This window comes from Motiliproteus sp. MSK22-1 (assembly GCF_001968815.1).
GTDB lineage: Bacteria > Pseudomonadota > Gammaproteobacteria > Pseudomonadales > Balneatricaceae > Motiliproteus.
In genome coordinates, this window is sequence record NZ_MIEQ01000072.1 from 87,778 (window position 1) to 111,438 (window position 23,661).

The window sequence follows — 23,661 nt, forward strand, 5'->3', positions numbered from 1 at the left end:
GACACTTGCCTGATCTGAATCTGACGCTTGTAAAACAGATTACTGCTGCGGCGGCCCGGTTGATTGATCTATCTTGTGATGCTTATAGCTTCTCCCAAATAGAAAAAGGAAAAATCCTCCAACAGGAATTTTTTTGGGGCGTACCCCGGGGGGGATGAGGTGGGGGAGTACTACTCCCCTTGGATATGACTAAGCATGCGATCTGCCAGTTTAATGGCTTCCTGGCGCTGACTGATATTGAGCTTTTGGTAAAGGCTGCGAATATGAGTTTTGATCGTACTGGTGGCAACTCCCTGCTGTTGGGCTATTTGATCGTTACTGAGACCTGCGTGTATCAGGCTAAGAACCTGCCATTCTTTTCGAGTCAGTGGTGTGGCACGAATCAGTTCCGGGATATCTGGCTGCTTCAGAATATCTTCAATTAAGGATTCATCCAGGGTTATTCTCAGTGCTTTGCTGAAGTCTTTTTGATGTTGCAGCAGCTGCAGTAATCGATCAGTACGGCTGGATTCCATGAGTTCCAGATCGCGTTCTTTTTTCAGTGCTTTAAGCATCACAATCAATGGTTTTCCCAGACGTAGAAAGCTGCCGATAAATCCTGTAGTCGTTGCTAGTTTAAGCGCCTGATGAAGGTGATCCAGGGCCTCTTGCCGGTCTTCCTGTTGCCAGTAAGCCCGAGCCAGATAGATATGATTACGGTTCTGATCGGTGACCAGTTGACATCGGACTGCGACCTGTTGAATGGCCAGGATTTTTTCGATGGCATCTGTAGTATTACCCAAACAGGTCTGAGCACGGGCCCAGTTTCTGGCATGGCACTGGGCGAAGTGATTGGTAGCAAGGGGGAGTGGAGGTGCGTCTTCCAACCAGCCTCTGATTGATTCCTGATCATTACAACTTTCCCAATAGGTCATCAGTGTTGCGTGAGCATTGGCCAGCCAGTCACTGTGGTAGCTGGAGCCTTTGAGCAGCTGTTGCACCTGTTCGATCCTTGCCCTGCAAATGTCCAGTTCACCCCGGCTCTGAGCAATTTTTGCTTCCAGTACCACGCATTGTAATTGCCAGCGTTGATCCTGTCCTTCCAAGGCTTCAAGCCCTTTTTTGCAGGCCTGATTGGCGGCATCCAGGTGATGCCATTCCCAGAGTACCTGAGCACGAATACGATGAATAAACTCCAGTAATGGCAACTCCTCCAGGTGTCGTTCCTGGGCATACTGCAAGGCTTTGTCCTGGAGGTTGAAAGCCTTTTGCAGAAAACCCTGTGCAATACAGTTCTCCGATTGTTGGCAAAGGCTCCAGATTACGGTTTGAGTTACTCCCCGACTGCGAGCCAACTGTTCCGCTTCCTGCATACGAGTCTGTGCTTTGGAAAGTCGACCTTGACAGAAACCGGCTTCACCGAGAATGGTCAGGGCTTGTATTCGTGCCCGATGTTTTTCTTCCGGTAACTGCTCCAAAGCTTGTTGTGCCAGTTGCTCGGCGTCTTCAACACGCCCCTGATTTATCGCGACCTGAGCTCTGAGGGTATCAAATTCGCCGTGGGTGGCCCGCCATTCTTCGGGAGAGAGTTGTGAGGGCAGATGCTGTTCTGCCGCCAGTAGTACCGGTTCTACCTGCTCAAAGCCAAATCGACCCTGAGCCGCCCAGGCCTGAAGTAATGTCAGTACCGGGTCCTGTGCGATGTGTTCGGAGCTGAGCGCATTCAGGCACTGTTGAAGAATACGCAGCTGGCCCTGCTGGTAAAAATTCCAGCCTTCTTTTCGCAACAGGTTAGTGATTCTTTCACTATCTGAGGCTGCAAGAGCATGGCGTACTGCTTCGTGTGGAAAACCCAATTCAAGCCAGGTATCGCTGGCTACTGTATGAAGCGCTGTTTCTTCGTCCGGCAGGCTTATCTTCAGCTGATGTTGCAGAAAACCGGCGAACAGAGGGTGATAACGATACCAGTTACGGGCATTGTCCTGAGGTAGCAGAAAAAGACCAGAGCGTTCAACTTGCTCCAGCAGTGGTCGCGGAAATTCCAATCCGGTCACGGCACTGGCCAGTCGTTCGTCGAAGCGTTCCAGAATACTGGTACGGAATAAGAACTGGCGCACATTTTCGGGGGTTTGGCTTAATACTTCTTCTGCCAGATAATCCAACACATGGCTGTAACCTCTGGAGAACTCTTCATGCAGACGCTCAAAGCTGCTGTCATCAGTGGCCGATAGTGCAATCAGCTGTAGCGCTGATGCCCATCCTTCGATCTGCTGATTGATTCGTTCAACCTGTTTAATATCTGCTTTGAAGGGGAGCCGCTGGTTTAACAACGCCAGGGCTTCAGTATCATCAAATGCCAGATCAGTCGCATTTACTTCCTGCAGCTTTCCCTGCACACGCAGCGATGCTATACCCAATGGTGGTAGTGTGCGGCTGGTAATCACGAGCTTCAGCCAGCGGGGCATATGCTTGATAAAGAAGCGCAGGGCTCCGTGGATGCTAGGATTTTCGATCAGGTGATAGTCATCAAGAACCAGTATTAAGGGAGTATCCCGTGGTGGCAGTTCAGAAAAAAGCCGAACAAATAATTGCTCCAGATTCTCAAACGAGGTCTGTTGAGCCAGTGAGGTTTGTTGTGCAATAGCCAGTGTTGCTTCACAGCTGTTGGGGTAAGCCTGATTCAGGCTGGATAACAGATAACCAGCAAAGCGAATTTCTTCATTGTCTGATGGATCCAGACTATACCAGGCAGTATCCAGTTCTTTAGTTCTAAGCCATTGGTTGGCGAAAGTGGTTTTACCGTACCCTGCTGGAGAGTGAATCAGCAATAAGCTGAATGCAGATAGCTGCTCCAAACGAAGATGTAACCGCTCTCTGGGCTGGGTGTGACAAGGGCATTCGGGTTGACTAAATTTTGAAGGGATCAGCATCAGGGCCGCATTGTCATTGGAATTGTTCGGGGCCATGGAGCGTTCCTGTTAAATGTTACCAGATGTTTATAATGTGTAATTTTTGATAAAACTAACACAAATTGTAAAGCGCATGGCGATTTTTAATAGTTGGAGTTTGTCAGTAACAGATCAGTATTTGGTCAGTTATTACCCTGTGAAATGGTGGAGCCTTGTTATTTGCGGAAGGGATTACGGGGGCAGGGGGCTTGCTTAATTTTCGGAAGATCAGCCAGAGGCTGTACTTTCAGCAGCGTGAACAGCCAGCTCATCGATGAGCCAGTTCTGAAACAGCCTGACTTTGTTACTCTGCATACTGTGAGATGGGATCATCAGATAGTAGGTCAGCCCTGAGATGCTGTGTCTGCTGTCATATTCGGTTAACCACCCCTCTTTGAGAGCTGTCTGTACCAGTAGTGAACTGACCAAAGCAATACCCTGTCCTGCCAGTGCTGCCTGGATGACATGATGCTCCTGATCAAATTGGCGTATTCGGCCTGTCTTGTGCTGTTCTTCCAGGTATCGATCCCAGGAAATGACAGGCAAATTAGTGTTTTGCCACCTGGTTTCTATCAAGCAGGCTTCATCGATTCTGGTAATACTTTCCAAATACCTGGGGGTGGCGAAGGTTCCAAAGGTTTCGGTTACCAGTTTGATTTTGTTTGCTTGTTCGCCGTCGAGTTGACCATAGCGAATGACCAGATCAATGCGTCGATCCTTTTCCGGGTTCTGCAACTGTTCTCCGGTTTGAACAACGACCTTGATCTGGGGGTTCTGCTGATGAAAATTTTCCAGTCTGGGGACCAACCACATTGCTGCAAAAGAGGCTGTAGTGCTGAGTGTAAGTGTTGTATGGGTATCTGATATTTCTTCAAATACTATTGATAGCTGTTGTAGGGCCAAGTGTGCAGCTTGAGCGAGCTTTTCTCCTTCCTCCGTGAGTTCAATCGCCCGGGTCTTTCGTTCAAACAGCAGAGAACCTAGTCTGTCTTCCAGACCACGGATCTGATGTGATACAGCGGTGGGGGTGACGTTAAGTTCGGATGCTGCTGCCTTAAAGCTTTTTAACCGGGCTGCGGCATCAAATACTCGGATGCTGTTTAACGGGGGGAGATGGGCAAACATAGTAATCTCTATGAGTAAGTATTTCTCATCTATAGGTTTAAAATGATCCTTTGTCAATCTTCTTGAGGGAACGCACCATATCGGCATGTTGATACAGATTCCAGTAAACCTTGAGGAAATGATATGCCTACGATATTACACCTTGACAGCAGTGCACGCCCTGTTGATAACCCCGTTACTGAGTATAATTCGATCTCTAAAGCATTGGCTGGGGAATTTATTCAGCAGTGGCAGAAGCAACGACCTGAGGATCCGGTAATTTATCGAGACCTTGGGCAAAGTCCTCCTGATTTTGTCAGTCAGGATTGGATCGCTGCAGTCTTTACAGATGAGAATAATCGCACTGACTCTCAGCAGCAGCTACTCAGATTATCTGATACGTTGATTGACGAACTAAATCAGGCCGAGATCATTTTAATGTCGACTCCCATGTATAACTACGGTATGCCTGCTGCGTTGAAGGCCTGGTTTGACCAGGTGATTCGTATTCATAAGACGTTCACCTTTGATTTAGAGCGAGGAGATTTTCCTCTTGAACCCATCATGTCGGGAAAAACATTGGTACTGGTGTCATCCTGTGGCGAGTTTGGTTTTGAACCCGGAGGAATCAGAGAGTCGATGAACCACCTCGGACCGCATATTGAAGTGCTGGGCAAATATCTGGGAGTGGATCATTTTTTTGAAATACGAGCAGAATATCAGGAGTATGCTGATTACCGACACCAACAGTCGGTTCAGCAGGCTCGATCTGCCGCAATCGAATTAGCCGGAGATCTGGCCTACGCTTACTAAGGAGCTTATGCTTAATTCCGTATAGAGTATAATGAATTTATTTGCGGGATTGCTAATATAGTGTTGCATCGAAATATAACAGCGTATCGAATGTGGAGGGTCTCCACAATCGATGTGCTGTTCCGGTCACCGTCGGTTTTAAATGACAGCTTCTCTATTCAGCTAAATTCCCTTAACTTGAGCTTTAGGGCGTCTTCCATGACAAGGGATTTTTCTTTGCGGGTGTCCGCCCATACCAGTACAGATTCCGCCGTGGCGAAACAAGAGTCATTAATAAACAGCCCCTGACCGAGAATAACCGAGCTATTACCTATATGCAGGACTTTACAGCCAATGCGAACCTGATTGGGATAGTAGGCAGCGGCAAGGTATTTGAGTTTGAACTCGGCGATTACCCAGCCTGTACCAGAGCCTTCTGTACAGCCGGGCCACAGGTTTTCAAGGAAATCTACGCGACCTGTTTCGCAATAGGTTGCAAAGGCGACATTATTAACATGATTGAGTCGGTCAAGATCAGCATACCGTACAATATCATCTGCCCAATATTGGTAACTGGCCGCTTCTCGTAAATCTATAGTCGCTTCAGCACTCATTGATGTTCCTTATTCATTCGGGTCTATTCCGGATCTATGCAAACATACTCAAAGTCGCCACCCTGTTTATTAATGCCTTCTTTTGGTGGCGCTATCCAGCCTGCATATTCACCGGGCTCAGTGACTGCTTTCATCAGACTGTTTATATAAGCCAGATCGGACTCCGATGGCAGCCATTGATCCTGCTGCTGTTGCCATGATTCTTTGCTCATCAACTTTCCGTCCGGGCTGACCGATAACTCTGAAAACTCTCCAACCTGGCGATTAAATGCCGGGTGAGGCTGACTGAATTCAAACGTGACACCCAGTTTAGCAATGATCTTGTTCCAGCGATTCAGACCAGCCTGGCAGTCTTTTATGTAGTCGTCCAGCAATCGGGCATTAATCGCTGTTAGTGCCGGGGTGTCTCGTATGACAAATTGATCCCCCTCCAGTTTTAGCACCGGATAGGTATCATTTTCCAGTTGATGATCGTCTTCGATGCGGGTTTCCTTATAGCGACCTTTTAAACCGGCGTTAAAGGCGTTAGCTCCGTTAGTTGAGACTTCTGCACCGAACAGATCACGGGAAACGGTTATATGGAAGTTAGCTTTTTTCTGTAGGGTAGGGAGGTCAATTACACCGAGCTTGCGAATCGCGTCTATTTCGTTAGGGTCAGATATTCCCGCTGCTTTCATCGCTTCACAGGTCCGCTGAATAATACGACCGACACCTGATTCTCCTACAAACATATGATGGGCTTCTTCCATCAGCATAAAACGACAGGAACGGGAGAGGGGATCAAATCCAGATTGGGCTAAGGAGGCAAGCTGCATTTTACCGTCTCTGTCGGTAAAAAAAGTAAACATAAAGAATGACAGCCAGTCCGGTGTATCTTCATTAAATGCTCCTAGAATACGTGGTCTGTCTTCACTGCCTGAGCGACGATTAAGTAGTGCTTTTGCTTCTTCCCGGCCATCTTTGCCGAAGTACTTTTGTAACAGGTAAACCATGGCCCATAGATGACGACCCTCTTCTACATTTACCTGAAACAGATTGCGAAGATCATAGAGTGAAGGGCAGGTAGCGCCCAGGTGACGCTGCTGTTCTACTGAAGCCGGTTCGGTATCGGCCTGTATAACAATCAGCCGGCGCAGCATTGATCGGTATTCTGCTGGCACTTCCTGCCAGACGGGTTCGCCTTTATGTTTTCCGAATGGAATGGTTCTGCCTTCTTCTTTTGGTGCCAGCAGGATGCCCCACCGATATTCCGGCATTTTTACATAATCGAAGGTTGCCCAGCCTGCGGGATCTACACCCACCGCTGTGCGTAGATACACCTGTGCTTCCTGGAACCCCTCCGGTCCCATGTTTTTCCACCAATCGATATAACCCGGGTGCCATGCTTCCAGGGCTTTTTTTAACGCTCTGTCCTCAGAAAGATTTACGTTGTTGGGAATCAACTCGTCGTAGTTTACTTCAATGGATGGTTTATTCATGGTCCCGTTCTCATCTGATAGTGTCGGCGCTGGTGCGGAGTTTTCAGTCTGATTCTCTGTGTCAGGTTCCCCTGACCGCTATACCCGCTCCTTGTTGTATTCTGGTCTTCCTCCACTGCCGTAAAGTCTTAAAGCGCCTTTTTCTCCTACAGCATTTGGACGCTGGAAGATCCAGTTCTGCCAAGCACTTAAACGGCCAAATATTTTTGTTTCCATGGTTTCCGGGCCAGCAAAGCGTAAGTTTGCTTCCATGCCCGTAAGGGCATCGGGTGAAAAACTGGCTCGTTCTTCAATGACCATACGGATTTCATCATCCCAATCGATATCATCCAGAGCCTCGGTAATCAGTCCCGCTTGTTGAGCTGCTTCTGCATCGAGATCTTCTGCAATGAGGTTGGCAACCAGCTCAAGGCTGTCAGGTTCTCCCAGAAAGCGGGTCTCCAGCCGTGATAGTCCATTCGGCATGGGGAGGGGGCCAAAATTTGTCGGGCTCAAACGGATTTTTGCTGAGGGTCTTGGATCATCTTCGTACTGGCCCTCCAGCATATAACTGCGGTCGACACTGAACAGCAACTCAGCGAGAAATCCGCTAAAGCAACTGCCTTGATCGACCAGTGCAAAGCTGGATCGGGAGGTCATATCAATGCGCTTAAGGGTCCGCTTCCAATAGAGCATTATCTCTCGTACCAACCAATAATCGGTTGACTCTCTCAGTAGCTGGTCATAGCCAAATACCGCCTGTACTTCGCCTTCGGTACGGAAGATTAATGTCCCCAGTTCGGGTTCGTTGCTTCTTAAATGTAACAGCGCATCATCGAGTTGGCGGGCCAGCGCTAACGGCCAGAATTTATCGCCCTGTGTTTGAATATCCTCGAACAAACTGTTCCTGTGCGGATGGTTTTCACCTAAACATTCTGATTCTGGCCCCTTGAGGGTCAGGGTTGCCAGGGACTTTTCTCTGTTCAACGTTACGTTGAGGTCGGGATAGCGAATTGTATCGGCTTCAATGCTGCGTTCCAGGGGGGTTAAACAGATCCCCTTGGCGTCTGGGCTGCGATTAGCCTGCTGACTGAATTCTTCTGCTCGTTGCTTTACCTGCCGGGTAAACTGAGACCCCGGGATTACTTCATCCACCAATCGCCAATCCACGGCTTTCTGGCCGCCAATACCCTCTTCGGTGGTACAGAAAATATCGGATCGATCACGCCTTACTTTGCGCTTATCGACCAGTCGGGTTAGTCCTCCGGTTCCTGGAAGTACGGCAAGCAGCGGGACTTCCGGCAAAGATACGGTGGAGCTACCGTCATCGATCAGCATAATGTAGTCGGTGGCCAGCGCCAGTTCGTAGCCTCCTCCTGCTGCTGTCCCATTAATAGCGCAGATATAACGCTGCCCGGAGTTTTCACTGGCATCCTCAATTGAGTTGCGGGTTTCATTGGTGAATTTACAAAAGTTCACCTTATGGGCATGAGAAGACCCTGCCAGCATTCGAATATTGGCACCGGAACAAAAAATTCGATTGTTGCTGGAACTGATGACTACAGCACCGACTTGCGGATATTCAAAACGCAATCTCTGGACTGCATCATAAAGCTCAATATCAACACCCAGATCATAGGAGTTCATTTTCAGCTCATAGCCGTCAAATAAGCCACCCTGTTCATCCACAGACAGGGTTAGATGGGCAACAGAACCGTTCACAGTGAGCTGCCAATGTCGATAACTGTCTGGCTGAGTCCGAAAATTGATCATCACCTCTTCCTCGCTGTTGTGTTATTAGCAGCGTTATTAGCAGCCTGCTGTTTGTAGAAAGGCGCAGGACAGAGTCCTGACTATGTTTTACGTATGATTATTGATATGCAATATAGTTCCTTATGAATTATATTGCAACTAAAAGTGATATATATCAATGAGGGTTTTTAGATATTCATTAATAACAAATAGATATATACTTGTTGTGTGGTGGGAACGAATTGTATCGCTGGATATTCGGCAATATAGTGCCTTGGGTGTAGAGTTACAGAGGAGGTGAAAAATAAATACCAGTCCATTGGCATTTAGTATTATTAGCGGCTGAATTCGATGCTTCCCTGGGGGAGCAGGTAAAGAACAAGAGCCTCACCTTCGGTTACGGTTGGATGATGCGAGCTACCCGGAGGGTATACCCACCAACCGGCACTGTGGCCATCAAAGCGTGCACCGGGTGTTATTGGCATAATCATATTGATTTCCCCTAGCGGGTGACAATGATGTGGTCCTTTTAGATCTTTCATCATGACGACATCGACGCTGAAATTATGGGTCTTCTGTCCTGGCTTTATAACCCTGCCATAGCGGATGCCTCCAGCCTCATGCTGGCACATCCAACCTTCGGAAATAGCTTGCTGGCAGGCCTGTTTAATTTTTAGAAAGTGCTCACCTTCAGCTGGAAATTGTGTGTTCAGCTGCTTCGCCATGGACCGATTTAGCGTATCTTCAGAAAGGTATGAAGTGACGACAGCGATCAGTTTTTCAAACTGGTTGATATTCATGTCTGGCTCCATAATCAACACTCCATCTGAGTTGAGTGCTCTGGTTATAAAATGCGGTTATTTCGGAGAATCTTTTGGACAATTTCAGAGATTCCTTAGCATTTGGACTAACAAATATCACATTGAATATGTATTTTAGTACTTAAACTACAGTGGCGAGTATAACTATTTTTGTTGTATTGTGCATTATAGTGCTTTTGTGGGCTGCGATTATCCTGGTCAGCAGGCTCAGAGATATGATTTATCCATTACTGGGGTTGTTAAGTAGAGATAGGGAAGAGATAGAAAAACACAGAGGGGATAGACAAGTGCGCAGAAACAGAGGGCACTATAACGGAGGGTTCTATCCTGTTTGCAGTGCTCTCTGTTCTTTGTTTTCTGTTGGTTAGCTCAGATTGCTGTATTTGCTTATGATCAGGGACGCATTTACGCCTCCAAAACCCAACCCATTACAGAGTGCATGTTCAACTTCTGTGGCTCTTGCACGATTCGGAACAAGATCCAAATCAGCCATTGTCGCATCCGGGTTATCCAGGTTAATGGTGGGCGGCATTAAATCATTGATAACGGCCTGGGCTGTAAAAATAGATTCAATTCCCCCGGCGGCACCCAGCAGATGGCCGGTTGCTGATTTGGTTGAGGAGATTGCCACCTTGCACAGGTCATCGCCCAGCAGGTTTCTTAAAGCAGCAATTTCAGCACCGTCTCCGACGGGGGTTGATGTGGCATGAGCATTAATGTAGTTCAATTTGTTTGCGGTGATATTTGCCATGGCCAGCGCAGTTCCCATTGATCTTGCACCTCCTGATCCATCTTCAGGGCCCGAGGTGATATGGTGAGCGTCAGCGCTGGTGCCATAGCCGGTGATCTCTGCCAAGGGGCTTGCGCCTCGTGCCAGTGCGTGTTCCAGCTCTTCAATGACCAATAAGCCAGCACCTTCGCCCATTACAAACCCGTCACGATCCTGATCAAATGGTCGTGATGCCTCTCTGGGACTTTCGTTGCGGGTTGAAAGAGCCTTTAATGCATTGAATCCTGCCAGTGACAAAGGATCAACGCAGGCTTCTGCTCCCCCAACCAGTGCGACTCTGGCCTCGCCGGAACGAATTATTCTCAAGCCGTCACCAATTGCCTGAATACCTGCTGCACAAGCGGTCACTGGTGTTCCGATAGGTCCTTTGAAGCCATATTTTATTGAGACGTTACCCGCAGCCAGGTTTGCCAGAAATGCTGGGACAACAAAGGGTGATATTTTCTTGTGGCCGCGACTTACAAGCGTTTGTTGCGCTTTGGTGATAGTCGGAAAGCCACCGATGCCGGTTGCTATTATCGTCGCGGTAGCAGCCTGCTCCGCTTCTGTTACAGGGAACCAGTTGGCTTGGGTCAGAGCCTCCTGACTGGCAGCCAAGGCATAAATGGTAAAAAGATCGAGCTTCTTACGGTCCTTCAGGGGTAATACTTCATCCAGCTCCAGTCCAGCTTCAGAATCCTGTTCTCTATCGGGTACCAGGCCTGCGATTTTTACCGGCAGCTCTGATACATCAAAGCGGTCAATCGCTCCTATGCCTGATTTAGCCGCGGTAAGGCGCTTCCAGACTTTATCTACACCACAGCCTAACGGGCTGACTATTCCCATGCCGGTTATAACGATACGTGTATGTGTCATAGCTTAGTTACAACAGTAGTTTATGGTGAAAATGATGCTATAACGTTCTAACATATGATCAAGATAATATTTACTCTATCGAGGTTCCTTAGGATGCCTTATTCAGCCACTCATAAAGCTAAGACCAAAGAACGAATCTTAAAGTCGGCAACAAATCTTTTCTGTCGTTATGGTTTTGATAAGGTTTCTATTGCCCAGGTCATGAAGCTTGCAAAAATGACCCATGGTGCTTTTTATGCGCACTTTGATTCAAAGGAAGCCCTATACAAAGAAAGTTTTGTTGCTGCACTCAAACGCAGTAGCGCAAGGCGTTTGATCAAGGAGCCGTTTTCTATTAAGAACCTTATGGCGTTGGTGACGGGGTATTTAAATCTGGATAATTTAAATAAAGAAAATACACCGAGCTCTGAAGCATTCTTATCCAATGATATTGGTAATTCGAATGTAGAAGTTAAAAAACTCTATGAGCAGTCGTATCTTACACTGGTTAAACTGTTTGAAAACAGGCTCAGGGCATTAACTCGATTAAAAAATTCACCATTGAATATAGATGCTGAATCAATACCTGATAAGTCTCGTGCCATATTGTCCTGTCTGATCGGTGCACTGGCAATATCAAAAACCATAAATCTGGAAAATGAGCGGCAAGCCATATTAGTTGCAGCCCAAAACCAGATATTCAGCATACTGGGAATTCAAAATCCGGAACAACAGGCAGAATCGGCTGTTTAGCTGCCCTCCGATTAACGGCACTTCCAAACAACCAGCATGTCTTTAACTTCAGCCCTGATCACCAACCGCTCTGAATATCACAGCCCAAGGCATTTGGGATGTCGCCTGGAGGGCTGGATTCTTTGGGATTGTGCAGGTTCTTGACTGGTATCGATCTTGTCGACAGTAACTACAGTTTAGTGACGATCAACGTGCATTATCTGAAGAAGGCTTTCCTAAGACGATATGACGAGGGCCTGCAATATTCTGCTGACCTGTAATACCGCGATCAATCTGCTCGATTTTTCCACCAGCTTTGAGAAAAGCTGCCGTTTGTTCTTCGATGGATTGATGTGTTTCGGTCGCTGCTGTTTTCTTTGGTTTCGCCGCCATAGTGAAGGAGTCCGTATGAGAAAATTTCTCTACATCTTATCAGTTTTTAGTTTATATATCTTGCCGTTACTATGAGTCGGCCAAAAATATGAGAATTTGGAGTAAGAGTTCAGGAAAGAAAAGTAAAGCTTAACGGGTTGTATTTAAAGAGATTAGGTTTAGAGCTATGGATAAAATTGGCGAATAAAAATAATGTTCAAAAAAATGTAAATATTATCTGATATTTTCGTTTTATCGAGTGCAGAATGCAGAAGGAATGGATAGCAGTACTCTCTCTGTTTAAGGATCCTTTGAACAAGCCCTTTCGGCCCCTGACAGCCCATAGAGCGCACAATTGACTTATTCACCGGTTCCCTATCGGTCATGGTATGGTAAATGCTGTCAGGGGCGAGTCTATAGCTTATGTGAGATGTTATGGGAATCAGATGCTTTACACACATTCATGAGATGGAATCTTTGGGCGGGGAAGTTGTTTGCACTTTTTATCGTCCTCACGGAGGAGCACCGGAGGAGCATGGAAAGTATCTTGCAGACTGGCTTTCGGGTAAGCGCCTGGTTAACGGTATTGAGAGAGACTTTCAGGAGGGACGTGATCATAATCGAGCCGGACAAATGGCGATTGACCTTATGGCTTCTATCAAGAAGCAGACGCCTTGTGAAGTTTTCCCGACAGGCTCTTCAGGTATGGGTGAGGATTTTGTATATCATATCTTTTTCAGTGATGGCGTTTTCAGTTTGTTTTGCGAAGATTGTTACTCCAGAACCAATATTATGACTGTTGTAGATGAATACGATTCAGCGCAAGTGAAAAAGGCGCTTTCTGTCAATAAGTGAAGGAAGATCGTCTTTATCTTTCCTCTAGCCATGCAGAGCTGCAATCCATGCAAGGATACCGAAAAGTTGGCGCTTACTATCCAAATGTTATATAAGAAGTAGCAATCCTCCTTAGATTTTATCCTATCTTCGGTGGAGCTGTTCACACCGTTTTGAGTGTTGTGCGCAATCGATTGTTTAAGTCTTTGGCTTTATGGCAACTGGCTGATAATCGTCGATGCGTTCGGGCTTGTTTTACTCTGTGTGGACATTAGAGACTAGGTGGTCCGTGAACGAATATACATCAGAGGATTTTGATGACGGGCGTGATCAATCAGCTTCGGGATGAAGTGGCTTACTGGGTACAATCGTGCCCTTCTTTAGCGTGCCAGAGCGCTCGCAACTTCCGATGAAATAGATTGATTTCCTTTATTCAGGCCCGACAAAGGGGCAAGTGTTCTTTATGTATTTTTATGGTAAACAGACCTCTATGGCTAACCTGTGTTGGTCGTTGAGTGTTGTCGATGGATGAACGGATTGGATGAACTAATGGAATGTATGAATACTGAAGCATTGACAATGTCTCAAGAATAAGAGCGATTTCAAATGGAGAGTCAGAACAATGTTCTTTCTGAGATCTCTGTGGCGCCAAATAATAATTAAAGCCGTGATTTTAGGTATGCATAGACAAGTTGGAGGAAGATATGTCCTATTCACCGAGTCGGCTCAGCAGTTTCTTGTTGGTTTCAACTGGATTTAGAAGCATTTAACAACATTAAGCCTGGTGATATGAAGACCAGGTAAGGAGCAGTTTGTGAAAGTCTTGCTGGTAGATGATGATGTAGGTCTTGCTGATACTATGAAGCCGGTTCTTGGTATGTACGCTATTGAGCTTGATGTAGCACATACACCCGAAGAAGGCCTTAAAATGCTCAAGGAACGCCAATACGACATATTGCTGCTTGATGTCATGTTACCCCGAATAAATGGTTTAGAACTTTGCAGGATGATCAGGGCCTTAGAGCAGCCGTTTTGTGATGTTCCAGTGATAATGCTTTCAGCTTGTAAGGAGCTGGTAGATGTAGTGGTCGGACTGGAAACAGGGGCTGATGATTATGTGGGCAAACCTTTTGAACCCCGTGAGTTGGTTGCTAGAATCAATGCCGTTCGTCGTCGGTTTAACGATATTAAGGAGGAGGTGGCTAAAGTACCCCAGGATGATGGTGAACTTTATTTCAGGATCAATGACGACACTCTGAAAGTTAATGTTCCCAGAGCACAGGCCCATATTAATGATCGCTTACTTGATGTTACATCGATGGAGTTTGAGATATTGCTGACGCTATGTAAAAACCCTTCTGAAGTTATTAGCAGGGAGAAGTTACTGGAACGCTGTAACGGGTACAGCACTATTTATTCCCGTGGAATTGTTGCGATGATTTATCGTCTGCGTAACAAAATAAAAGCGAAAGGAGCGAAAGCTGATTTTATTCGGACCGTCAGAAGTAGAGGTTATGCTGTCGTTGGCCATGTATCTGAGCTTTAGCTGCTTTCGCTGTGTAACTGAATGAATCGGTTTAATTCGTTATCCTTATAAAGTAAGAGTTAACAACTAAAAACTACGTTTGAAGTCTGTTTTTCTGTCAAAAGGTGCAGTCGCATTAATAAACGTGCGCTGCGCCTCTCCTGCCTGCTTACCCCGCCAGTGATTACCCTTTTGTGAAGGGTCCATTGGTAACGGCGAAAAATCATTCATGCTGTGGCAATCCTGGCTCAGTCGGGATCGGGTCAGGATGGCCCAAAGCACCTCTGTATCCGAATCGACGTTGATGTCTCGATCAACGTAAATAACCAGCTTGGTGAAAGGATTCGCCCGTATTAGCGACTTTGAAAGGGTTGTCAGTTGTTGCTCTGAAACGCTGTGGTTCTGGTTGATAGAGACGTAGAGCAACAGCATTCCTCCTCCGGCGGGAGCATACCGCAAGTTAACCACATCTATCCTATTGTTTTCAGCAAGAGCCAAGGCTGCATTCAGTGCCCCTCCTATACCCAGGATAATCGACTGTTCTTTACCAGGGCCAATTGTTGCCTGGAAGAGTGGGGATTGCTGGCTGCTAATACCTGTAACCTTGACCACGGGCAGCTGCTGTTGAGCCGAGCCAAAATATCCCAGAAATTCAGGCATTGAAATATTGCCGTTTGCTGACTCTGGTACACTGCAGTGACAAATTTCACCTTCGAGGACAATCTCGCTGTCAGCAAGGCACAGGGTTTCCTGGGTTCTTGCCTGTGCCATTCTAATGGCACGCCGAGCCAGGGCTCCTGCCATTGACAGCTTGTTGGCACCCTCCGGTAACATGCTTCCAGAGAGTGTTGAAGCCAATGCTACAGCCGGAGGAACACCAATGTTGATGGTCACTGGTAGCGGTTTTTCCTGATTGGCTGCTTGTTGATATAAGGCTCGTAGCTGCCGGGAGGGTAGCATCCATATCGCTAATCTGTTGTCGTCTATTAATAGCATTCGATGGGCGGAAATAGACTCCTGCCCGGTTTTGTCGTCTCGAGCATAAACAAACCCCATGGTTATGTAAGGACCCGCGTCTGAAGGGGTCGCTTGTAAAACAGGAAGTTGGCGAAGATTAATATTTCCCCGCTCGACCTGAGGGTTAAGATGCCCGGAAACTATTTGTGGATCAATGGATTGGGTTATCAGCTCGGTTGCTGTGATCGGGTTAATGTAATCAGGTATTGATGGCATTAGCTGTTTAAGGCGTTTCTCACAACCGTAAAACCCCAGCAGTACGTCCGAGTCTTCATGCCTGTAACGTACCACCGGTTCCGGGCCATCTTTAGCCGTCGCTGGCGAAGTCGCGAAATTATTTGCGAAGTGATCTGCTATTTCATTCACTGTCAACGCTGTTGAGTGCTCTATGCACTCTGCCGGTGAAACCTCGTTAAGGGTTTTCAAGGCAAAGCGCAAAGAGCTACCACTGGTCAGCGGGCTGCTGGTCGATAAATTATCAGGCTTGTTTGTAAGCATAATTAATGACTTTATCCTGTTTATAGCCAGTGATACTGATAATTGCGGGTGCAAGCAGGAGGTCAGTGATCAGAGCAAGGGATGTTCCGATCATCATAAGTGCTCCAAATGCTCGAATATTACTCATGGAGGAGAAGAGAAATACAGAAAAACTGCAGACCACTATCACTGTGGTGATCAGCAATGCTCCGCCTACATCATTGACAGCAGATTTAATCGCCTGGCTGGGGTCATTTGTGAGCTGGATGTGCTGTCGGTAGCTGTAGAACAGATGCACAGTATCATCAACAATCAATCCGGTGAGAAGGCCACCAATCAATATGGTGAAAGTATCTATCGGTATCCCTGAAACAGCCATTACTGCCAGTACGACGATAAAGGGAAATACATTCGGAATCATACTTAGCAAACCGAATTTAGAGCTGCCAAGCGTCATGCACATCAATAAGGTAATGATAATGAACGCATACAGGTAGTTGTAACCCATATTGTCCAGTACCGCTTTGGAAGTTTGCGCCAATAACGTGATAAGGCCACTTACTTCAACGGTAGCAAGAGTATTCAGCTCTTCAGCAAAAATGCTTTTTACTTGTTCTGCCACCCCGGCGTATCGTTTCGCTTCAAGCCAGGGTACTAAAAAGGATACCCGCCCCTGAGAATAATTGAGAGTGAGGTACCTCATGATGTCATCATTACCTTCGCTTTCGAGCAATAAAAACTCGTCCCAGATTTCCCTCTGGGATGGTAAGCGACGCTCTGCAGGATTACCCTCGTGTACCGCCTGATTGGTTTCCTCAATGAAAGATATTGCGCTGGTATGACGACCAATTGGAATGTCCAGTTCCTGGTAAGTGCGTTTGGCAGCACGGCTTATCGCCTCAAGAATCTCCTTATTACGTATGTCATGCTCGGCCGAGGGCTTCACCGTGACTTCAAGATTAACTGTCCCCTGGAATTTCTCGTCTATATATTCTGTAGACTGTCTTATGGGATTGCTTTCAGATAACCAGAGTAGAGAGTTATGCGAGTAGTTAAGTTTAACCAATGTGGCACCGGAAGCGATTGCGATAATTGCAAACCCCATCAGGACTCGCTTGGGGTTCTGAGCGGCAAATCCAGATAATTGAGCAAGGCTGTAGGCGATCCCGTTGAAATAGCGGCGCTTTTTTAGGAAGAACCGTTTGGGTAGCAGGGCGAAGGCAACTGAAGCCCAGCAAAGAGCAAAGACATAGCTGGCCAGGGTAATGACAGCTCCAAAAGCTCCCAATGCCGCAATGGGGGCAAGAGAAGAGGTTGTGAAACCGATTAATCCACCGGCGCTGGTAAGTACACTGAAGAAAATAGGATGATGAATTGAACCTATTGCCTGTTTGAATATTTCATGACGTGGAATGTCTTGCCGGGAGAGCCTGACACAGGTATTCATAAAGTGGATATAGACGCATAAGTTAATGACTAAGCCCAGAGCTATCAGAAGTTGAGTGGGCGGCGTAAGTGGGGTGTTAGTCAGAGACATACTTGCCAGTGTGGTAAAAAGACTCGACAGAAAGCCAATCAATGCACCCGCTGAAATAATGGTACTGCGGAATACGATTGCCATGAACAGCAAGGCGATAGCCACCGATGCAAGAGTGAATCGCGGCATATCCTTTGACATTAATCTGACTATTTCGCTACTGACCACAGGGGCGCCGGAAATATGAATATCGAAGTCCTGCTGCTGATATTTCTCAGCTATTTGCTGAGCAGCATGAGTCATCTCTATGTATTGTGGGGAGCCCAGTGGTTGTCGTTCTTCCGAGATGGTCTCTTCGGCCGGGCATGAAATACCCTCTGATGGAATAGCAATACAATCACTCGGACTGGGAGCGTAGCGATAGGGCTCAACAATGATCGCAGCGGACTTTCCTTCCTTATCTATAACAAAGTTTTTATAAAGTGGTGTGGAAGTTATTCTTTCCTGTAACGATGCAGGGTTTTCTCCATTATTAAGGACATTCCGCATGAGTTCTTCAAGGTAGAAGCTTCCGTTATCATATTCAATGAACGGGATGTTATAGAGACTGAATATCTCTGAAACATAAGGAACACCATCGGCTACTTCTCTATGGAATTTACCGAGTTGGTTCATGAATTCAGTTGTGAATATATTATCAGCACTAATTGTAATAACAATGCGGTTGTCTTGCCCGAATTGCTTTCTTAATTCGTAATAGTGGAGAAGCGCCGGATCATCTGATCTCATAAAAGCTTCAATTCGGCCATCACGTTGTAAATTAGGTAATTGGCTTCCTGCATATAGTGCGGTAAATATCAGTAGTAGTATTGCAGATTTAATTCTATGGTTAAAAATACTTGTTAGTACACTGGTAATAACGTGATTTATCGCGCTTGAACTCTTCATGAGACGATTACCCAGATAGAGAATAGAGCAGGTGGAACCCCTGCTCCTGTTTGTTAAACCTGCAAAAGCTAACGACTAAAAATCGATAATCTTCTTTAAGAATTACCGAGTAGCTATAATCCATAAGGGTCTATCTGCAGGTTATTTATTTGAAATTCTAGTTTTTCATTGATTCAGTTCTGAACTCTCTCCAGTTTGTTGTCAGCGAGCCCAGGCTTTCCGGGCTGTACCAGTCTTTAGGTAAGCCAATATTGAACTGTTCACCGTAGTTCTGAAACAATGAAGTGGAGATAATACGACCGTCTTTACGTGTTGATACACTGTACTTTTCAGGGGCAAATACACCATTAATCCAACGGTATACATCTGTATCGAAGATGCGTTGCTCGTTGGGTGCGTCGGCGTTGAAGGTACTATGAACGGGAAGGAAGGTATCCTTTTCAACCCAGACTTCGCCATCTCTCAACCCTAGCCGAATGACTTCATCTTCATTGTTAGGATTCACGTACAGTTTATAAACCGGGTAACCTTTATATTCCCCTTCACCCAGCATTTTACAGTCATAGTCGCGGGCTAATCTGATTAGCATTTCGCCAATGGCAATGTCCGAACCATACAGCCGCCCACTAAGGTCTTTTGATTCAACATCCAGCGTTTTTTGTGTTGATGGCATGTATAGCCAGACCTTGTCTGCTTTTCCGTCTTCAAAGGAGTCCACCGCAAAAGCCTCAGTGTCTCTTAGCTCAGCAGGTTCAAGTACGCGGCTACGCAGGTAACGATTAATACCAGAATTTTGGTGAGTGGCTGTGATTGTGCGCCTTTTAACGTTGCCGTTTTCATCTGTAATTTTCATCTTGACTATACGCCAGCTGTCATAGCCGTTATACCGGTTCTGAATTCCCAAAAGAACATCCTGACAGCTCTTCACAGGGGGAGGGGATGCCTGAGTGTTTAATTGAGTGGTTGTGGCCTGGGCGCCTGCCGTAAAAAGAAAAGTTGAGGCAATAGCGGTAGAAAGTGTTTTAAGCAGTGCTGGTCGTTTCATGATGTAACTCCATCTGTTTAAACGGTTATGGTCAGGAAATTAAGGGTAAAAAATCGATAGTTATCCTCTTTAACGTACGATTTTCAGCAGTACTGATTTCTATTATTTAGATGATTATCCAATATTTTTAATATTACGTATTTTGAATGAATATTAGATCTGGCTGCCAATTTATCAATCTAAATAAACAGCATCAAGTGTATAAAAATAGCGATATGTTAAATATAACTGTATGGCTTTTGAAATGTGACAAAAAATATACGATAAGTCACATAAGATGACAGTTGGTTGTTTTTTGTTGGAAAGCTCGTGTTTCATGAAGTTATATACTAAAAATAGATTGCTGAAATATTCTGTTCATAGATGAATGATGTAAAGGGACTCTGTTTATTTTTTCATATCTAATAGTCATCCCTTTTATTTGTTGATTTTGGTACGGTATTTATCAATAGCCTTTTAAAGTTATTAGGTCGTTATATTTCCAATTTGGATGGACTTACTATGAATCTAAAGATATGCGGAGCGACCAGTGTAAGAGAAATAAGCTTACTGGATTCGGTTGGTGTCAAATTTGTTGGGCTCTGGACGTCGATATCTGGGCATAAACGAAATCTTGACGATGATCACTTTACGACACTGGCAACTCGATGCCGCCGGGTAAAGCCGGTAGCCGTTTGCGTTAAACCTGATATCGAACATGTTGCAAATCTCTGTGAATCAACTGGAGTGGAATGGGTGCAACTACATGGTTTCGGGCCGCCATCGCAAGTACAGGAGTTTAACAAGCGTGGCCTTAAGGTGATAAAGACACTTCATGTGACAGATGCTGGAGATTGTCCGGAAATAAGGTGGCTGGATGATTACGATAAAGCCGGTGTCAATGTGTTCTTGATTGATCGATTTGTTGATCGGCAAGCCATTGGAAGTACCGGACAGTCATTACCACCCAGGGTACTGCGAGAGACGATTGATTTGCTCTCTGGTCGGCACATATGGCTGGGCGGGGGACTCAATATCTGTAATTTGGCAGATACTTTTGACTATCCGGAAATTGATGTCATTGACATTGATAATGCTGCTCGAACAGGATCAATAATAGGGGTCAGAGCCATTGCCTTGCAGCGCGGTATACAGCAACAAGGAGCCTCCAATGTCTTTCAGTAATGCAGCAGTTCAGAACGGTGAAAATACCGCAGTCGGTATTGTTGACATAAGCAGTCGATCCCTTTGTATTCTTTTAATGGCAGGTGATGGTGGAATCGATAATACAAGAAAGCTTTTGCAGGTCTGCGTTGATGAAGGTGTCCAGGTCGTTGAACTTTGTGTCCCTTTTCCAAATGCTTTCACTGATGGGGAAGTGCTTCAACGGGCTCACCAGAGAGCGCTTGACGTTGGTACTGAGCTGGAGTGCTGTTTACCACTAGTAGAAGAATTTTCAGATCAGCTAAAAATTGTTTTGCTGGTGGACTACAGCCATAGTGTAAGACCACGTGGTGCGGCGGGGGTTTTAAGAGCGGCAAAAACGTCAGGATGCGCTGCGATTCTTCCTCATGGGTTACCGCCTCGATTGAGAGAAGAGTTTTATCAGGCTGCGGCTGAGATTGATCTGAGCGTGGTTGGGACCGTCTACCCGAACACTGATTCTCAGACACGGAAAAACGTACTTCGCCAGTCCGGCGGATTTATCTATCTGGTTTCTCAGTTTGGTAAATCCGGTGGTTCAGTCCAAACCGATCAAAAGGCTGTCTCCGAAACCCTTTTCGCAATTCGTCAGGAAACGGCACTTCCCGTGGCTATTGGTTTTGGGCTTAAAACCCAAAAAGATCTGGATGCTGCATTCCAGCAAGGTGCTGATATGTGCATTGTCGGAAGTGCAGCAACCGCTGCGACAGAGAGGGCAATTCAAATGAATACCTCACCACGTCGAGCGCTAACGGGCTTTCTTCGCCAACTTAAAGAGGATGAAAAACATGGATAGTCGATTATCCCGCTTGGATATACGCAACAAACTGGTCGAGTCCATCGGAGGAAAATCAGAGGAATCATTATCCTGTCTGAAAATTGATAAAGACCACACATTTTTCTTTGATCATGAACACGATCATGTTCCTGGCTTAATGCTATTGGAAGCTTCTCACCAATATGCTGAACGAATGCTTGAAGATGCAACGGAATCCTATGTTGCAGTGATGGAAGCAAGTTTCTTCAAGTTCTGTCTATTTAACGCCCCGGTTATGCTCAGTGGAAAACGTCTACCTTCTGAGGAGGGTGACAAATTTGAAATCATCGTCACTCAAAACGGCAAGCAACGGGCCATCGTGGAATTTTTATTCAAGAAAGTTTCACGTCCCATACTGCGTATTGAGGGTGACAAGAGTCTACAACCCTGTGCGGCCGCACGGGTCAATAAACTCCGCTCGGAAAATGTCATGATCAGTACGCCGGTTAAGTGTGCTTCAGGCAAGATGATGTGCAGTTCATTGCCGGTAAACACTGCAAATCTGTTTAGTGACAGCCGTGAAATGGCGCATCCGCTATATCTCGTAGAAGCTTTTATGCAACTGCAGAGATACATTAATCATTGCTCGGAGTCAGGCCGGTTGAGAGATATTTTAATGGGGATTAGCTTTAACCAGCAGCAACCTATTGACCGTCACTGCATGTTTGACATTGTTGCGGATGAGCTGACTGAGGACTTTGGAACTAAGCATTTTACCAGAGGTGCCTGGTTGAAAACGGGAGACATCAACTTTGGCCGTTGTGATTTGCATACGGTCCGTCTAATGACCAAACATAAAGCAGGAGAGCAGCATGGATAACCGAGTACATATTATTGGATCGGGTGTTTCAGGGATGGGAGCTGCTCATTATCTTGCTAAGCAAGGTATTGACAGTGTTATCTATGAAACCAGTGATTTTGTTGGTGGACGAGCAAGGTGCATTGCTGACGGCGAACATAGGTTCGAAGTTGGAGGTAAGAACTTTTCGTCTGAATGGCCGCGTTTTAATCGCTTACTCAGGGAGTTCAATATCTCAGAGTTTGATATGCAGCACCCTGATTTTCATATTGTTATGAAAGGGAAAAAGGTAAAACTCAGTAAGGATCGAACGGTCACGGGTAATCTATCACTGGCTCTTAAACTCGGACTACGCGGTGCATTTCAACTGCGTCGTTTCCTGGCTTACTCGCAAAAGAACGCTGCTAAGCTGAATTATTCGGAAGGTCTGATTGAAGAAGTAGAGGCAAAGTGGGATGACAAACCTGTGTCCGCCTACTTTTCTCGTTCTCTGACTGAAGGTCCTGTGCGCTTGTTTTCGATCATAATGGGGGCGGCGGAACCGGATGAGGTTTATCCTTCTTTGCTAACGTTGTTCACTTCGGGTTTCGGGCGAGGGAAGCATTTTGCCGTACGAGGCTCAATTCAGCGCTTTCATGATGAGTTTCAAAAACATAAGCAGATAAAATTTGGTGCTAAAGTTGAAAAAATAGAGGTCACAGATGGGGCTGTCTCCGGGCTTTGCTTTAGCCAAAATGGAAAAATTCATCGAGTTAATGCGAATAGAGTTATTGTTGCTCTTCCTGCTCACCTGTTGAATCGATTGGTTCAACTGCCTCCTCCCGCTCAGAAGGCATTAGCCGAGATACGTTATTTTCCTTTAGCGATGATTAATATCGTTTATGATTGCGATATTTTTGAGGGCGACGTCAACTCCATCATGTTTGACCCAGGTTCTCCACTTGGGCATTGTTCTGCAAATCGTCTGTACCAGAAGAACCATGTGAGATTTACTCTTTCTGGTAAAACGGCCCGCGCAAGCCTGAGTTTGTCTGATGAGGATCTGATTAAATTAGCCGAACGTGAGTTTTCCAAGCATCTTCCGATTAATGGGAAGCGAGTGACAGCAAATGTTACCCGCCATTTGGGTGGAATATGTGCCTACGCCCCCCATTTTTCTCAGTTGAAGCGCGTTATTATTGATGGAGTAGCCAGTGTTTCCGGGTTAGAAGTGGCTGGTGATTATATGGAAGGCCATACGATGGAAGGATGTTTGCATTCCGCGGAAGCGGCAGTCGAGCGTTTAGTGTCGGCTTCCTCTGAATCAGATATTGATACTTTGGTGCAACTGGCAGGTTAGATTCCT

19 protein-coding genes are annotated in these 23,661 nt (G+C 46.1%); 8 read left to right on the forward strand and 11 right to left on the reverse strand.

Annotated elements, in window-relative coordinates; translation table 11 throughout:
• Positions 1 to 170: 170 nt before the first annotated feature.
• Positions 171 to 2,945, reverse strand: coding sequence for an HTH-type transcriptional regulator MalT (malT, locus tag BGP75_RS20320; protein ID WP_076720718.1), 2,775 nt, complete (start codon positions 2,943 to 2,945; stop codon positions 171 to 173).
• Between the two features lie 210 nt (positions 2,946 to 3,155).
• Complete coding sequence (locus BGP75_RS20325) at positions 3,156 to 4,052, reverse strand: LysR substrate-binding domain-containing protein (RefSeq protein ID WP_076720719.1); 897 nt, start codon at positions 4,050 to 4,052, stop codon at positions 3,156 to 3,158.
• Between the two features lie 123 nt (positions 4,053 to 4,175).
• Between BGP75_RS20325 and BGP75_RS20330 the strand changes: the two genes are divergently transcribed.
• Positions 4,176 to 4,844, forward strand: a complete 669-nt coding sequence (locus BGP75_RS20330; protein WP_076720720.1) for an FMN-dependent NADH-azoreductase — start codon at positions 4,176 to 4,178, stop codon at positions 4,842 to 4,844.
• A gap of 158 nt (positions 4,845 to 5,002) precedes the next feature.
• Here the strand turns inward: BGP75_RS20330 and BGP75_RS20335 are convergent, their stop codons facing one another.
• The 5 genes from BGP75_RS20335 to fabF form a co-directional block, all read right to left on the reverse strand.
• Positions 5,003 to 5,437, reverse strand: coding sequence for a thioesterase family protein (locus BGP75_RS20335; RefSeq protein WP_076720721.1), 435 nt, complete (start codon positions 5,435 to 5,437; stop codon positions 5,003 to 5,005).
• Positions 5,438 to 5,460: 23 nt separating this feature from the next.
• Entirely contained in the window at positions 5,461 to 6,915 is a 1,455-nt protein-coding gene (boxB, locus tag BGP75_RS20340) for a benzoyl-CoA 2,3-epoxidase subunit BoxB (protein ID WP_076720722.1), read from the reverse strand.
• A gap of 78 nt (positions 6,916 to 6,993) precedes the next feature.
• Complete coding sequence (gene boxC / locus BGP75_RS20345) at positions 6,994 to 8,667, reverse strand: 2,3-epoxybenzoyl-CoA dihydrolase (RefSeq protein ID WP_076720723.1); 1,674 nt, start codon at positions 8,665 to 8,667, stop codon at positions 6,994 to 6,996.
• Between the two features lie 314 nt (positions 8,668 to 8,981).
• Positions 8,982 to 9,446 (reverse strand): DUF4863 family protein, encoded by a 465-nt coding sequence (locus BGP75_RS20350; protein WP_076720801.1) that lies wholly within the window; start codon positions 9,444 to 9,446, stop codon positions 8,982 to 8,984.
• 385 nt (positions 9,447 to 9,831) lie between these two features.
• The gene (gene fabF / locus BGP75_RS20355) at positions 9,832 to 11,112 is read right to left on the reverse strand and encodes a beta-ketoacyl-ACP synthase II (protein WP_076720724.1); all 1,281 of its coding nucleotides are present in this window, start codon (positions 11,110 to 11,112) and stop codon (positions 9,832 to 9,834) included.
• A 93-nt stretch (positions 11,113 to 11,205) separates the two neighbouring features.
• On the opposite strand from fabF, the gene BGP75_RS20360 reads away from it, so the two are divergent.
• Positions 11,206 to 11,844 (forward strand): TetR/AcrR family transcriptional regulator, encoded by a 639-nt coding sequence (locus BGP75_RS20360; RefSeq protein WP_076720725.1) that lies wholly within the window; start codon positions 11,206 to 11,208, stop codon positions 11,842 to 11,844.
• 186 nt (positions 11,845 to 12,030) lie between these two features.
• Here the strand turns inward: BGP75_RS20360 and BGP75_RS20365 are convergent, their stop codons facing one another.
• Entirely contained in the window at positions 12,031 to 12,216 is a 186-nt protein-coding gene (locus tag BGP75_RS20365; protein WP_076720726.1) for a hypothetical protein, read from the reverse strand.
• A gap of 414 nt (positions 12,217 to 12,630) precedes the next feature.
• Here BGP75_RS20365 and BGP75_RS20370 point away from each other — a divergent pair, with 414 nt between their 5' ends.
• The gene (locus BGP75_RS20370) at positions 12,631 to 13,050 is read left to right on the forward strand and encodes a hypothetical protein (RefSeq protein ID WP_076720727.1); all 420 of its coding nucleotides are present in this window, start codon (positions 12,631 to 12,633) and stop codon (positions 13,048 to 13,050) included.
• Positions 13,051 to 13,843: 793 nt separating this feature from the next.
• Positions 13,844 to 14,575 carry a response regulator transcription factor gene (locus tag BGP75_RS20375; protein ID WP_083704946.1) on the forward strand — a complete coding sequence of 244 codons (732 nt, stop codon included), beginning with the start codon at positions 13,844 to 13,846 and terminating at the stop codon, positions 14,573 to 14,575.
• Positions 14,576 to 14,641: 66 nt separating this feature from the next.
• On the opposite strand, the gene BGP75_RS20380 is transcribed toward BGP75_RS20375, so the two are convergent.
• From BGP75_RS20380 to BGP75_RS20390, 3 genes are all read right to left on the reverse strand, one after another.
• Positions 14,642 to 16,069, reverse strand: a complete 1,428-nt coding sequence (locus BGP75_RS20380) for a UbiD family decarboxylase (RefSeq protein ID WP_076720728.1) — start codon at positions 16,067 to 16,069, stop codon at positions 14,642 to 14,644.
• Positions 16,050 to 18,473, reverse strand: coding sequence for an RND family transporter (locus tag BGP75_RS20385; protein ID WP_076720729.1), 2,424 nt, complete (start codon positions 18,471 to 18,473; stop codon positions 16,050 to 16,052). Before BGP75_RS20385 ends, BGP75_RS20380 begins: the two co-directional genes overlap by 20 nt.
• A gap of 157 nt (positions 18,474 to 18,630) precedes the next feature.
• Positions 18,631 to 19,518 (reverse strand): outer membrane lipoprotein-sorting protein, encoded by an 888-nt coding sequence (locus BGP75_RS20390; protein ID WP_076720730.1) that lies wholly within the window; start codon positions 19,516 to 19,518, stop codon positions 18,631 to 18,633.
• 501 nt (positions 19,519 to 20,019) lie between these two features.
• On the opposite strand from BGP75_RS20390, the gene BGP75_RS20395 reads away from it, so the two are divergent.
• Genes BGP75_RS20395 through BGP75_RS20410 form a run of 4 tightly spaced genes read left to right on the forward strand, consistent with a single transcriptional unit; the run spans position 20,020 to position 23,655 of the window.
• The gene (locus BGP75_RS20395) at positions 20,020 to 20,682 is read left to right on the forward strand and encodes a hypothetical protein (RefSeq protein ID WP_076720731.1); all 663 of its coding nucleotides are present in this window, start codon (positions 20,020 to 20,022) and stop codon (positions 20,680 to 20,682) included.
• Positions 20,669 to 21,496, forward strand: a complete 828-nt coding sequence (gene trpA, locus BGP75_RS20400) for a tryptophan synthase subunit alpha (RefSeq protein ID WP_076720732.1) — start codon at positions 20,669 to 20,671, stop codon at positions 21,494 to 21,496. The genes BGP75_RS20395 and trpA overlap by 14 nt, the downstream gene beginning before the upstream one ends.
• Positions 21,489 to 22,337 carry an AfsA-related hotdog domain-containing protein gene (locus BGP75_RS20405; RefSeq protein WP_076720733.1) on the forward strand — a complete coding sequence of 283 codons (849 nt, stop codon included), beginning with the start codon at positions 21,489 to 21,491 and terminating at the stop codon, positions 22,335 to 22,337. Before trpA ends, BGP75_RS20405 begins: the two co-directional genes overlap by 8 nt.
• Entirely contained in the window at positions 22,330 to 23,655 is a 1,326-nt protein-coding gene (locus BGP75_RS20410) for an NAD(P)/FAD-dependent oxidoreductase (RefSeq protein ID WP_076720734.1), read from the forward strand. The genes BGP75_RS20405 and BGP75_RS20410 overlap by 8 nt, the downstream gene beginning before the upstream one ends.
• Positions 23,656 to 23,661 lie beyond the last annotated feature (6 nt).

Coding starts and splice junctions, on each gene's coding strand:
- boxB (WP_076720722.1), bottom strand. CDS start 6,915: ATGAATAAACCATCCATTGAAGTAAACTACGACGAGTTGATTCCCAAC.
- malT (WP_076720718.1), bottom strand. CDS start 2,945: ATGGCCCCGAACAATTCCAATGACAATGCGGCCCTGATGCTGATCCCT.
- BGP75_RS20370 (WP_076720727.1), top strand. CDS start 12,631: ATGGGAATCAGATGCTTTACACACATTCATGAGATGGAATCTTTGGGC.
- BGP75_RS20395 (WP_076720731.1), top strand. CDS start 20,020: ATGAATCTAAAGATATGCGGAGCGACCAGTGTAAGAGAAATAAGCTTA.
- BGP75_RS20390 (WP_076720730.1), bottom strand. CDS start 19,518: ATGAAACGACCAGCACTGCTTAAAACACTTTCTACCGCTATTGCCTCA.
- BGP75_RS20325 (WP_076720719.1), bottom strand. CDS start 4,052: ATGTTTGCCCATCTCCCCCCGTTAAACAGCATCCGAGTATTTGATGCC.
- BGP75_RS20330 (WP_076720720.1), top strand. CDS start 4,176: ATGCCTACGATATTACACCTTGACAGCAGTGCACGCCCTGTTGATAAC.
- fabF (WP_076720724.1), bottom strand. CDS start 11,112: ATGACACATACACGTATCGTTATAACCGGCATGGGAATAGTCAGCCCG.
- BGP75_RS20405 (WP_076720733.1), top strand. CDS start 21,489: ATGGATAGTCGATTATCCCGCTTGGATATACGCAACAAACTGGTCGAG.
- boxC (WP_076720723.1), bottom strand. CDS start 8,667: ATGATCAATTTTCGGACTCAGCCAGACAGTTATCGACATTGGCAGCTC.
- BGP75_RS20335 (WP_076720721.1), bottom strand. CDS start 5,437: ATGAGTGCTGAAGCGACTATAGATTTACGAGAAGCGGCCAGTTACCAA.
- BGP75_RS20360 (WP_076720725.1), top strand. CDS start 11,206: ATGCCTTATTCAGCCACTCATAAAGCTAAGACCAAAGAACGAATCTTA.
- BGP75_RS20410 (WP_076720734.1), top strand. CDS start 22,330: ATGGATAACCGAGTACATATTATTGGATCGGGTGTTTCAGGGATGGGA.
- BGP75_RS20365 (WP_076720726.1), bottom strand. CDS start 12,216: ATGGCGGCGAAACCAAAGAAAACAGCAGCGACCGAAACACATCAATCC.
- BGP75_RS20350 (WP_076720801.1), bottom strand. CDS start 9,446: ATGAATATCAACCAGTTTGAAAAACTGATCGCTGTCGTCACTTCATAC.
- BGP75_RS20385 (WP_076720729.1), bottom strand. CDS start 18,473: ATGAAGAGTTCAAGCGCGATAAATCACGTTATTACCAGTGTACTAACA.
- trpA (WP_076720732.1), top strand. CDS start 20,669: ATGTCTTTCAGTAATGCAGCAGTTCAGAACGGTGAAAATACCGCAGTC.
- BGP75_RS20380 (WP_076720728.1), bottom strand. CDS start 16,069: ATGCTTACAAACAAGCCTGATAATTTATCGACCAGCAGCCCGCTGACC.